11 protein-coding genes and 1 pseudogene are annotated in these 12667 nt (G+C 39.1%); 3 read left to right on the top strand and 9 right to left on the bottom strand.

Going from position 1 to position 12667, the window contains the following annotated elements; all coding sequences use genetic code 11:
* Positions 1-61 precede the first annotated feature (61 nt).
* Positions 62-1393 carry a type I restriction endonuclease subunit R gene (locus H5968_RS01785; RefSeq protein WP_187038571.1) on the top strand — a complete coding sequence of 444 codons (1332 nt, stop codon included), beginning with the start codon at positions 62-64 and terminating at the stop codon, positions 1391-1393.
* 196 nt (positions 1394-1589) lie between these two features.
* On the opposite strand, the gene H5968_RS01780 is transcribed toward H5968_RS01785, so the two are convergent.
* Positions 1590-1763 carry a hypothetical protein gene (locus H5968_RS01780; RefSeq protein ID WP_187038570.1) on the bottom strand — a complete coding sequence of 58 codons (174 nt, stop codon included), beginning with the start codon at positions 1761-1763 and terminating at the stop codon, positions 1590-1592.
* A 150-nt stretch (positions 1764-1913) separates the two neighbouring features.
* On the opposite strand from H5968_RS01780, the gene H5968_RS01775 reads away from it, so the two are divergent.
* Positions 1914-2399, top strand: a complete 486-nt coding sequence (locus H5968_RS01775; RefSeq protein ID WP_222620523.1) for a MerR family transcriptional regulator — start codon at positions 1914-1916, stop codon at positions 2397-2399.
* An 83-nt stretch (positions 2400-2482) separates the two neighbouring features.
* Here H5968_RS01775 and H5968_RS01770 read toward each other — a convergent pair whose 3' ends face one another.
* The 8 genes and pseudogenes from H5968_RS01770 to H5968_RS01735 form a co-directional block, all read right to left on the bottom strand.
* Entirely contained in the window at positions 2483-3526 is a 1044-nt protein-coding gene (locus H5968_RS01770) for a ComEC/Rec2 family competence protein (protein WP_187038568.1), read from the bottom strand.
* On the bottom strand, positions 3523-6285 hold the full coding sequence (locus tag H5968_RS01765) for an N-6 DNA methylase (RefSeq protein ID WP_187038567.1): 2763 nt from the start codon (positions 6283-6285) through the stop codon (positions 3523-3525). Before H5968_RS01765 ends, H5968_RS01770 begins: the two co-directional genes overlap by 4 nt.
* A 179-nt stretch (positions 6286-6464) precedes the next feature.
* Complete coding sequence (locus tag H5968_RS01760) at positions 6465-6971, bottom strand: TniQ family protein (protein WP_187038566.1); 507 nt, start codon at positions 6969-6971, stop codon at positions 6465-6467.
* Positions 6971-7501: a TniB family NTP-binding protein gene (locus tag H5968_RS01755; protein ID WP_255427017.1), complete on the bottom strand. Its 531-nt coding sequence runs from the start codon at positions 7499-7501 to the stop codon at positions 6971-6973. The genes H5968_RS01760 and H5968_RS01755 overlap by 1 nt, the downstream gene beginning before the upstream one ends.
* Positions 7473-7796: pseudogene (locus H5968_RS01750) on the bottom strand (transposase); the annotation flags it as partial. The gene H5968_RS01755 and the pseudogene H5968_RS01750, both read right to left, overlap by 29 nt.
* A 252-nt stretch (positions 7797-8048) precedes the next feature.
* A complete protein-coding gene (locus H5968_RS01745; RefSeq protein ID WP_187038565.1) occupies positions 8049-8147 on the bottom strand; it encodes a DUF29 family protein in 99 nt (32 codons plus the stop codon).
* Positions 8148-8335: 188 nt separating this feature from the next.
* Positions 8336-9634 (bottom strand): bifunctional oligoribonuclease/PAP phosphatase NrnA, encoded by a 1299-nt coding sequence (locus H5968_RS01740; RefSeq protein WP_187038564.1) that lies wholly within the window; start codon positions 9632-9634, stop codon positions 8336-8338.
* 984 nt (positions 9635-10618) lie between these two features.
* Positions 10619-11116: an HNH endonuclease gene (locus tag H5968_RS01735; RefSeq protein ID WP_096570942.1), complete on the bottom strand. Its 498-nt coding sequence runs from the start codon at positions 11114-11116 to the stop codon at positions 10619-10621.
* A gap of 334 nt (positions 11117-11450) precedes the next feature.
* On the opposite strand from H5968_RS01735, the gene alr reads away from it, so the two are divergent.
* Positions 11451-12638, top strand: a complete 1188-nt coding sequence (alr, locus tag H5968_RS01730) for an alanine racemase (protein WP_187038563.1) — start codon at positions 11451-11453, stop codon at positions 12636-12638.
* Positions 12639-12667 lie beyond the last annotated feature (29 nt).

The raw sequence follows: 12667 nt of genomic DNA, 5'->3' as shown, positions 1-12667 counted from the left end.
TTACGTTCTTCAATCCTACGCTGAAACCCACTCCCACACCATCAACAGTAAAACCGAAATCATGGTGGAACATTTTCACCAACAGGTATCAGCTTTGATAGATGGACAAGCCAAAGCGATGATCGTCACCCGTTCTCGTCTTCATGCTGTTAAGTATAAATTAGCTTTTGACAGTTATTTAGAAGAAAAAGGTTATCCATATAAAGCTTTAGTTGCTTTCACTGGTGGAGTTATTGATCCAGAAAACCTTTTACCTGAACCTTACACCGAATCACGTCTCAATGGTTTTCCTGAAAGTCGGACAGTGGAGGTATTTAAACAAAAAGAATATCGTTTTTTAATTGTTGCTCGTAAGTTTCAAACAGGATTTAATCAGCCTTTATTGCAAACAATGTATGTTGATAAACGCATCAAAAAAGTAGAAGCAGTACAAACCCTTTCCCGTCTTAACCGTAATTACCCCGGTAAAAATGGCGTATTTGTCTTAGATTTTGCTAACAAAACCGATGATATCGAGTCAGCTTTTCAAGACTATTATCAAGCAACAATTTTATCTGAATCTACAGATCCAAATAGACTCTATGACCTCAAACGCTTATTAGAAAACTTTGCTTTATTCACGACTAATGAAGTAGAAAATTTTGCCCGTGCTTACTTTCCCACCACACAAAACCCCAATCCTAACCAAGCAAATTTACACCCCATCCTCAACCCCATTGTAGATAGATATGAACAACGCACGCCAGAAGATAAGGCAGAAATTCGCTTACGTTTAGGGGAATATGTACGTATTTACGCTTTTTTAGTGCAAGTAATTACTTTTACAGATGCAGAGTTAGAGAAATTTTACCAGTTTGGGCGACTACTTTTGAAAAAATTGCCCTTTGCTGGCGATCGCTACCCCACTGATTTAACTAATTACATTAGCATGGACTCCTATCGCATCGAGCAAACCAGTACAGGGAGAATTCAGCTTTTAACAGAAGATGGGGAATTAGTGCCTTTATCTGATCTGAGTGTAGTTAAACCAAAAACTGATAATCCAGCCCCTCTATCAGCAATTTTGGCTTATGTTAATGAACACTTTGATCCTGGAGATTGGTCAGATGAGGATAAACTCAATCAGTTTACTGAAGATATGAACAGTATATTAGCAAACCAGGAAGACCTAATTCTAGCCTTGGATGCTAGTATCAATCCCTCTGAAGAAACTCGCAAGTTAGCATTTGAATCCTTTTTCCAGGTTACTTTAGAAGACATGATTGACACGAATTTTGATATTTACCAAAAGCTGACAGATGATACAAAATTTGGGGAGTTGTTCCGTCAAGTCATGTTTCATAATTTACAGCAATACTTGGCAGAAAGAAACTCTCAGGCATCTGGTGAGTAAATAGTAATAAGTTTCCTTGAACTCCCACTTAATCTGGTGACAAGGTGTTTCTGTATAACAAGCACCACATAAACGAATGGGTTCATGCTGCATTCCCAGTCCAGTAGGTTTTAGCTTTTAAGACAGGGTTGGAACTAATTATTCTCACCCTGTCTTTAGACCCATTTACAACTTGCCCTTGAGTTGTAAAATAGAACTATCTTCTGTGTCTTGTTGGATCAACCAGCAAGAAAGTATAGCCAGGACTAGAGGTAGGTGGAAAAGGTTCTCCACTAACTACTGTTACCTCATATCCGGTATTTCGCCCGTAAGGATCAATAATTGCATATTGACCACTAACAGGCACTCTCTGTCCAGATCGATATCGCATAGAAAAAGCCTCGTATATTTTACTAAGCATGGGCTAAGTGGCGCTTGGCTCATGCTCTAGAAACTATACTAGCAAATGTATTTTGTTTTGCGGGTTTGAATACATTTTTTGAAGATGAGTGTAATTAATCAGTTTACTAGGCGAGAGACGATGGAACTGACTGGGGCAACATCCAATCAGTTACAGTATCTTGAGCGTTCGGAACTGATCAAACCAATACGAGTATGGAATGGTAAAAAGAAGCCAGAGGTTTACTATACCTGGCAGCAGATTTTGGAAATAAGAGCAATACGCAATCTCAGAGAAACCACTTCACTGCAAGTAATTAGGAAGATACTTAATTTTTTTGAAAACTATCAAATTGATAAAACTTTAAGAGACAAGCAAATAGTAGTAGTCAATGAAGAAGTCTTTTGGGTGGATATTAGTTGGTCAGACTTTGGAGAAATAATCTCGGCACTGAAAATAGGTGATTCCCGTGGTAAAGGAATAGGGCAGTACACTCTTTTGGTCGTACCAGCATTGAAAGAAATTATTAACGAAATTTGGGGTATTGCTAAACAATCAAGCGTAATTAATATTGAAGAATTCAAGAGAAGAATTAAAGACAAAGATGATTCTAATGAAGCTGCATAATTCCCAATAAGGATGGTGACAGAGGTTTACCCAAACGTATCAACGATGAAATCTGGAAAAATTTATTACCAACACTTACCCTACTAAGTAGAGACTGCACCCAATTCTGCATGACCTTGACACGCTGGATATGGTAATGAAGAGATTACATTTTCATGATCTGTCTGAGTCTTCAAAGTCCATTTTCCAGAAGTTTCTGCAAGAATGGTAATTTCTCCTGCACATAATTGTTGTGCTGTTAAACCTGATTTACCCATACTAGAGCGATCGCTTGCTGATTTAACACAAGTTCGAGTCACTTCTGTACAAACAAATTGTTTCAACTGTTTAGAATTATCATTTTGTAGGTTGAGTAACAAGTTAAATAGTTCTGGAACAACGTGGCCAAATATGTTGGTACTACCTACTGATAAAACTGCTATTTCAGGATTGATAGTTTCTAGTAATTGCTTTAAATCATCCCCATTTCTTGGCCACGCTCCATGATGAGGAACTTTAACAACATTAGCGTTAAGTTCATCTGGTTGGCAAATATCTACGCATTCTTTCAAACCTGCATTTTCAATATCAGCAAGTAGTATTGCTGCAAAATTACCATAAATTACACGCAGGACAAGGGAAATTTCGTTAAGTTTAGTGTTAGATGTGGCTAAATGCTTTTCAACGAATAATTGTCGTGGATGTAAAACGTGAATTTCTAAATTTCCCTGTGTGTATGAGTTTGAATCCCGTGAAGCTGGAATAAACCGAATACGTCCCAGTCTATCCCAATCATCAAGGCGATGCAGTGCCAATTCTAGCCTGTCATATTTAGGACTTGTTCCTTTATTAGCTATTAGTTTTTCGACTGAGATTTTATAAAAAGAGTGAGGAAGACAAAATGTTTCTACTTCTCCCTGTTTTAACCAAATATCAAGAAACTCTACAAGCTTGAGTAGCGGTGGAAGATGATCATCATGTGCATGAGTAATATAAATTCGCTTTATATATTTTTTATTTTTGTTTTGAAGCCATTTCTGTAATAAACGTGGTTTCCCAATATCAACAACAACTGCGGCATCACTGTGATCACATATAACCATACAATCAGCATTACCTACAGGTAAAAATGAAATTTCACAAGTCATAAACGCTCCTCCATACTGTCTATCCTTAACTTTTGTTTTAATTCTTCATTAGTTAGGTATGGATAAGGCGTATGGCGAAAACTTCTAATTGCCCAAGGATGTTGTGCAAGTTGTTCAAATGTTTCTATATACTCACTTAGTTCAGCTTCAAAAGCTGTACCATCAAGCGCCCAACCAGGCATTTCTGGTAGGATAGGAAGCCATGCTTCTTCGTTATCGTCTAGCAAACCACTTAAATAAAGAAGTATGTGGGTATTATCTTGAGAAATTTCTAAAACTTGACCAATCACAGTTAATGTAGGTTTTGTTTGTTCTGATTTCCATAATTCTAATTCTGGAGGTTCTCCAGTTCGTTTAAGTTCTATCCAATGAGGATTTCCATAGGATTCTTCTACAATTTTATCTAATTGAATTCGTATATTATCTGGTTCAGGAATGTCAAGATGTTGTTGATCTCTTTCAACAATTTGACGAGTAATTTCAATTATTCGCGGATCTATTTTCTGAGGTAAGGTAAATTTACATAGCTCATCACTTGTTATTTCATGTGTTTTGCGTCCAATTAAAGATAGTGAATTGGCAATTTTAGATGATAGAATGCCTAACAACCATAATCTTTGATCTTCATCAGTTAGCTGATTCCATTCTTTCACAAATTTTTTATTATCAGGTAGTTGAGGGGATTTTCCTGCTTGTTGTGCAGGAAGAACACAAAAGATATTATTGTCAGGACAAAGACCTATAGTATCTAATTGAGCAGCAAGGGGATATAAAGAACCTCGATTTACTTTACGACCTACAAAAATTTTTGGTAAGTCAAAAAGTGGTTCATATTTTAATCTAGCACTTGAAAGATATTGTTTTCCATACATTAACCAACGCTGGTTGTCAGGAACTCTAGTTGGATCTACCCATAAGCGATCTTGATCACGCCATTTCATACGCCAGTTTCTCTTACATTGGGTATTTGGTGGACATTGACTAACTGGTTTGTAGTTTTTACTAGGAGTTACTCCATTAAAAACGAAGAAAAGATTTCCTAACGGAATTGTAGGAATTTGAATATCAATAGGTGGTGCTGTAAAAACTTCCCAGTTATCTAAATTTAATTGTGTAATCCATTGAGTACCAAGAAACCCATTATCACGAATATTAGATACAGTGTCTTTCGACCTAGAAAATACTGCTCTTGATGCACTGGGAATTATTATTTTTGATTTACCTACCTGTCCTAATATTATACATACAGCCTGTTCTGCCTCAATTCCAATCGCTTTTTCTGGACATTGCCAAACTTCAAAAATTTGGCAATTTTCACTTAATAACCTGCGTGCATTGGGAATACCATGAGTTGTATTAGTTAAAAAAGATTGAGGTAAAATAAAAGCAAATTGAGAACCATGTTCTAGCCAACTTAATGCTTTTTTTATAAATCTTGCAGCCCGTTGAGTATTACCATCTTCTGCAAAAGGAGGATTAGCAACAATAACTCTTGGTTTAATACCCATATTCTCTTTAGTTAATAACTCATAATTTTGATGAGTGAAGTTATTAGGAAAAGGAAATGGAATATCTTGACCTAGTGATTCTCTAGCTAGGGTATATCGTAGTTGTGTTACTAAATCCGCATATTGATCTAAATCATTACCAGCTACATGATTGGCAAGATAAGATTTTCTTGCTTTTAATTTTTCAGGAATATCAATCATCCCTGCTAAACGTGATGTAGCAGCTAATAATAAACTACCAGAACCAGCAGCAGGATCAAAAATTATTCTTTCTTCTGGACGTAACCTTTCTAAAGGCAGTAATTCTAGCATTCTTTCAGCGATCGCAATTGGCGTATAGTGTCGCTGCAAATCAGTCCATTGTTCACCTTCAATCTCACTAGGTAATTCTTTAATAGCTCTTTCATACAGCAATCCCACGTCTCGATGATCTACCAGTGCAAAACTAACTCGACTACCTAAGTTAGCTGCTAAACGCTGTAATATTCTGTCAGTAAGATGAGGTATTGACTCCTCCAGTGCTTTTTTGAAAAAACCATTAGCACGAGGTACTGTTTTTTCAAGTAAAAGACGAGGATCATTTGTAGGAATGAGTGATTCAGAACCAAAAAATCCCTTATCTTCTAAAATTCTTCCTGCTAAAAATGCGATCGCTACACGGATTCCATGACCTGCTATTTCGTGACGAGAAGATATTTGATTTTTGGGATTTCTCTTTTTAGGAATACCGATTTCTGCCAGCACCTCTTGAATAGCATTTTGGAATGCTTGATCTAATTCGGCTCTTTGCCGCAGTAAAAAAGAAAAACTACGTTCTGAAACAGATTCTTCAATATCTGCTAGTGTTAGCTGACCAGTACGAAATTCTGCCAGTGCTTTTGGTTTAAACAAGTGGCTATCTGGTCTAGTTAGTTCTGAAGATAGAGATTCACGATCTACAATTCGTTCTTCTAAGCCAGATTGAGTGTAATATTGAAGTATATAAATTTCATCTGAGACTAACAAACCTGCACGAATAGGCCAATAACGTAACCTCTGTTTCCATTTGTCTATTTCCGATTCCTGAACAGATTGAACCATGAAAGACAAGTTATTGGCATTAGGGCGAAGACCATAATCCGTCCACAAAGCATCTACAGGTATGGGTTGCTGATCACCTTGGGCTGGAGGTATACGGACATGACGGTGTGGCTCTATTTGCCACACTCGATGTGCAGTTTCAATTGCATAATCTAGTCCCCTTACAGCCATGTTAAAATCGAAGCCAAGTTTTATAAACAGAAAATTGTATCGCTGGTCTACCGTTATCAGCTTCACGCCGACATACGGCTTTTATTACTATAGTGGAATTACTCAAAAAAAGCGATCGCTAAGTCCAAATTAATTGGGGTTTTAATATTCTACTAATCGAGATTTAGTAGTGAAACTTCTCAATTAAATGACTTCTGATAATTTACCATCTCAGCAAATGGCGTTGTACACCTGTGGCAAACTCCAAACTCCCACAAAGCAGAGATTTTAAACCTAGCCTCACACTTAGGACACTTGGACAGTAAACGCAAATGATGGCGATCGCATCCTGCTGTTTCCTTAAACTGCCACTTAATCTGGTGACAAGGTGTTTCTGCATAACAAGCACCACATAACCGAATGGGTTCATGCTGCATACCCACCCCAACAGGTGGCAGCATTTGGACTAACCTCTGGACATCCACTTCCACCATAGATGCGATCGCTTCCAACTCTTTCTCACTAGGGCGAGGATTAAAATGAAACCTTTCCCACCGTGCTACTACAGCACCAACACCTGCCAAATTACCCAAAGCAGCAGCAGATAAATAGTTGGCACGTCTAAACCTGCCTAGAAAATGGCTCAAGCTTTCCCCATCATAAGGCTGAATAATAAAAAGCCAAGGCTCAATATTTGGTGCTTTCATCACTTGTATTCTTTAGCAACTTCCTGTAAAACAGCCTTGTCAATCTTCTTAAATCCTCTTGATAAAGAGAGAATAGCTGCTTCTCGCAAAATTTCATCTAGGCGACCAATGTAACCTTCTGTAGCCGAAGTTAGAATACGCAGTATATCTTTGCTAATCAGGTTAGAAGGCAATGGTAACTTTAAAACCTTATCTTCCCAGATTTGGACAGTATCCTGGAAATCCTTCCCTGTCAACTTTCCAAAACGATGACAAGCCCTGAATCGGTTATAAACTTGTTCATCTCGATTAATTACTGCATCTAAACGGTCAGTTCCTACCAAGACAACAGCAATTCCCAAGTTGTCATAAATATCACGCACCTCTGCAAAAGTTTCAGGCTTGAGCCGATCAGCTTCATCAATAATGATCATTTCTACACAACAGTGTGTTAAGGCTTGTGTTGTTTTGTCGCGAATATCAGATACTGTTCCATTGATGGATTTGAATCGAACATACCTAACCAGGTAGAGTGGAAAACAGTTGATCATTGAATGTCTTAAAAGGACGCTCAACTACTCCACCTTCCGAGGGGCGATCGCGTAAATGACAGACAAATCCCAATTGTGCTGCAATTTGGCTTAAATGGTTAGAGCGAAAGTCTTTACCCCCATCAGTATAGAAATGTTCTGGCTTACCGTAAGTTCCCCATTCGCAGTGAAGTTTGTACTCTGAACCGTACCTTTTGGGTAAAATCGCATGACGTAATGCTAAGGAAACTACCTGAGAGCTAGGTGCATCAAAACCTAAATTAATACCCATAATGCAACGAGAATAAGTATCAATGAAACACGAATTTTTTATAAACACATAATGTTATTCTATTGTAATGGAAAGCGACAGTCAATTTGTCATTATGAAAATTTATAAGACCTTTTTTATAGTCCGAAACGCGACATTTAATTTGTCACATTTATGGAATCTGACATTTAATTTGTCACTGCACTAGATTAAGTATAGTATCGTAAAATGGCTAAAACCCTTATACAGCAAGGATTTGTATAATCACATTAATTTGTCCCGACGACAGATAATTAGTTACTGTACATCTAGTGATTCAAATTCACGTTTTTGTAAATTCTGAATTGTTGTATCAATCCAAACTTGAAAATCCTGTTCGTAAAGATATTTCATCATAGAATTGCTCACATTTTAATGATGATAAATAAGATTGCATATCAATGAGGTACGCAATCTCAATTAAAACCTATACACAAAGCCAGTTTTACTCCTGACTCCTGCCTTCTGCCTCCTGACTTTTGCCTTATTTACCCCCAACCTCACAACGGATGGGGAATGAGGCGATTTTTGCCGAAACAGTGTAACTAAGACTGAATTGGGTTATCTTTAGGATTTACCAATTTCAATAATTTCTGCTTAATTTGAGCATCAAAAACTTCCCATTTCATTTTCGCATAAGCAGAATTTTCGTTACCGCCAGATAAGAATCCCATCGGAATCTCAAAGCCACCTGCACCAGTGCGTCCACCACCAAAAAACCGTCCTGTGCTATCTTGTCCAAAGGCTTCTTTGATAAATTCGTCAGGATCTAAGGTAAGTTTTGTGGTTCTCAGAGAACCTATGACTACTTCTAGTTCGTCATCTTCATCGTGAACTATGCCGTACACTACAGCAGTATGCACGTTTTCTTCTGTCACCAGAAAATCAGCTGCTTGGGGTATAGCATCTCGGTCGTCGTAGCGTAAATAACCTACACCAGCTATGGAAAAGTTATTTTGGACAATGCGATTTTTGAGCGATCGCTCGATCACATCCATTACACGCTTAGAACGATTGGCTTGTAAAATGGCATTGAGCAACTGAGCATCATAAAACCTGCTCAGGTAAGCAGCTGCCATAAAATCTTCTTCTTGCGCTTGCATTAACCGATTGGTATCTGAGCGCAAACCGTGCATTAAAGCAGTTGCACATTTTACGTGCTGGCTAAGACTGCTATCTAATGTGAGTAAACCTGATTGTAAATACTGTGTAAAGATTGTGGCAGTTGCTCGTACATAAGGACGAACATCGGTAAACTCAGCTTTCAGTTCTCCTTGCAAGCTATGATGATCAACCAGCACGACTAGGGGAAGTCCAGCCTGTTGTACTGCTGCTAGTAATTGAGATGTAGTTCCCTGATTATCAATCAACACAAACCCTTGATAAGATAACAAATCTTTACTTTTTAGGGTTTGCATTGTCCAGCGTTGAGCAGGTAAAGTAGTTAGCTTAACTAAGGCAATATTCTCCTGATGGCTGAGAGTGCCAGCATAAATTATTTCACATTTGATATCGTATTGTTGGGCAATTAGTTGGTAAGCCCAAGCACAAGAAAGAGCATCAGGGTCAGGAAAATCTTGTAGAAGTACCAGATGGCGCTCATGTCTATGGTTGAGCAGGGTTTTTTGTAACTCTTCTGACTTCTGAATCGCCAGGGAATTGCCACGTTGAGCTAAATAGATACCTCCATCACCATTTGCTGCTGCCCCATTTGCTGCTGGTAAGGAAGGCCGGGTAAGTGGTGGAAGTTCAAGAGCATCTCTCTCTATTTCTACTTCCTCCCCATTCGGCTCTGTGGTCAATGAAAAGCCCTCAAATTGAGTAACGGGAGAATTCAAATACATAGGGAATTTAGTTTTCAGCTTTGTGGCTTCCACCAGTTATGCTCTGGCTCGTCCACACATTACGATCTTGACAGAAATCTACAGCTTTGGCACGGCATCATGTTTGTCTATGTTTTGTCAAGCCAACTAGTCAGGGATTGCTGACCGGGAATTTTAGATTTTAGATTTTAGATTTTAGATTTTAGATTTTAGATTTTAGATTTTAGATTAAAAAAATTTGGTACAGGTCTAGGTCTTTCAGGACGGAAAAATACTCGCTGCGCTACGCACGCTTCGCTAACGTAAATCCCAAATCCAAAATTCTCGAGCTTCCACACTTTAGGGTGGATTCAATCCAAAATCCAAAATACTCGCTGCGCTACGTAGGGGTTGCTGAGAAAGTCTTTCCGTGAGGGCATAGGAGTCAGGAGTCAGGAGTCAGGAGTCAGGAGGAGATTTGAAAATTTCTTTGCCATCTCTTGAAATCCCAAAAAATGCACACTTTTTCCGGTATACCCTTCAAAACCCTTGGACTAATTTCTGTGTTTATCAGCCTCTAACCTTTGATATATCAAGGTTTTAGGTTTATTCAGCAAACCCTACGTACGCTTCGCTAACGTAAATCCAGAATCGAGTGACATCTAACTGGTGTACATATAGTTACTGGGAATAACCCAGCAACTTTTTCTTAAAAGCTGATTTTAACTTCAATATTTATCTCAGTTTGGGTAAATTTTGTGATGATTGGGAATAATTTATAGTGACAATGATCCATGCCTCAAAAAATGAGGTACAATAGTGAGCCTGTGTTTGTGTTGTCTCGCTGGAATTTAAACAAACAATCCTTCCAGCTTTGGGGAATGCCCCTGAAAAGCTGCAAAAAAACACTTACCAAGGGCAAATTTAACCCTCAACTTGTGGTATACTGTCTTGACCAAGGTCAAACAGCAACACCTACAGGTGAAGACTCATTCCCCTGCTGTCTCAATTAGTTCTGTGTTAATGTCAAAGTCCTATCACATATTTTTGCCACTCCTGATGAAGTCCACTCTTAAGATGTTTTGTCACCTCAAAATAGAGGCTACTGTATGGTTGACGGGGTGGATGGCGCAAAGGCATCCGGGCTTCTTGAGGTGTACGACAGCCTTTTTTGACGTTGCAGCGTACACAGGCAGTAACGATGTTTTCCCAGGTGTCACCTCCTCCACGCGATCGCGGCATTACATGATCTAGGGTCAACTCATCACCTGTGTAGCCACAGTATTGACAAGTATGCCCATCTCGATGCAATATATTTCGGCGCGTCAGAGGAATTTCTTTATAGGGAACACGCACGTAATGACGCAACCGGATTACGGTTGGCAGAGGAAAATCCGAGTAGAGGAATTTGCCATTGTGTTCTACGTGTTCTGCCTTGCCTTTTATCAACAAAACTATGGCACGTCGCCAACTCGTGATGTTGAGCGGTTCGTAGGAGGCGTTTAGGACTAAAACCTTCCCCATTGATATTAGCTCAAGGTATTAGTTTTAGATATTTTAACACAAATATACCTTTCTGGGGAGATGAGAATAATTTATACTTCCTCAATGATTTGGTGACTGGGGATACAATGAAAGGATTTTGGATTTTGGATTATTTTTGTCAATTCCAATCTAAAATCTAAAATCTAAAATCTAAAATCTAAAATCTAAAATTATTCTGACTCCTGACTACTTGTACAAACTCCCGGATCAACGTTACACTTTGCTGATTAAATTGATATGGCTTTAAGGGGCAAAAATTAGCACAGTCGGAGCGTCTGGAAGCTTTGCAGTGGTGTGATAGGAGTGAAGAGGAATGTTTAGTAGCAAACAAACCCCTAGTTTTGCTGATAGTCAGGAGCGCAATACTTACGCTTGGTTTTCTCAACGTGCTTGGGTGGAAATTGATTTAGGGGCGTTGTCCGATAATGTCAAGCAATTAGTAAGATTTTTATCACCACGTACACAGTTAATGGCAGTGGTAAAAGCTGATGCCTATGGACATGGGGCGGTAACTGTTGCTAAAACTGTGTTAGAAGCGGGTGCGAGTTGGTTGGGGGTAGCGACAGTTCCCGAAGGTATTCAATTACGGGAAGGTGGGATAAAAGCACCGATTTTAATTTTAGGAGCAACCAATACAGCAGAACAAATTCATGCGATCGCTCATTGGAAACTGCAACCTACACTTTGCAGCCCTAAACAAGCTTTAATATTTTCCAACACATTAGAAGCAATTAAATATAATTCTCCCTTACCTGTACATATCAAACTAGATACGGGAATGTCGAGATTAGGTACTAATTGGCAGCAAGCAGGTGATTTTGTGCAATTAGTACAAAGATTACCACATCTAAATATTGACAGTATTTATTCTCACCTAGCTACAGCAGATAGTCCTGATCCGGCGATCATGGAAGAACAGCATAGACGATTTGAGGAAGCGATCGCCCAAATCAAAGCCAGAGGTATCACAATTCCCAGTTTGCACTTAGCTAATTCAGCCGCTACCCTGGCAGATCCGAGATTACATTATGATATGGTGCGTGCAGGTTTAGCCATTTATGGACTTTATCCTGCTCCCCACCTGCAAAATCAAATCAAACTGCGACCAGTTTTACAACTCAAAGCCAGAATTACCCATGTAAAAACAATTGCTGCGGGAACTGGTGTGAGCTATGGTCATAAGTTTATCGCACCCAGAGAAATGCGGATTGCAGTAGTGGGTATTGGTTATGCGGATGGAGTTCCCCGCAGTCTTTCCCAACAAATGCAAGTTTTACTGCGTGGCCAGCGTTTGCAGCAAATTGGCGCGATTACAATGGATCAACTCATGATAGATGTCAGTTCCATACCCGATGTCCAGGAAGGGGAAATAGTCTCCTTATTGGGAGAACAAGGAAGAGAAAAAATCACAGCTGATGATTGGGCAAATCAATTAAATACCATTTCGTGGGAAATTCTTTGCGGCTTCAAGCATCGTCTACCCCGTGTTGCTGTGATGTAGGGGACTGGGGAATGGGGACTGGGGACTGG

The organism is Sphaerospermopsis sp. LEGE 00249 (genome assembly GCF_014299995.1).
GTDB classification, from domain to species: Bacteria; Cyanobacteriota; Cyanobacteriia; order Cyanobacteriales; family Nostocaceae; genus Sphaerospermopsis; species Sphaerospermopsis kisseleviana.
Note: the sequence above shows the minus strand (reverse complement) of the source record. Positions and strands in the feature narration are given on the sequence as shown.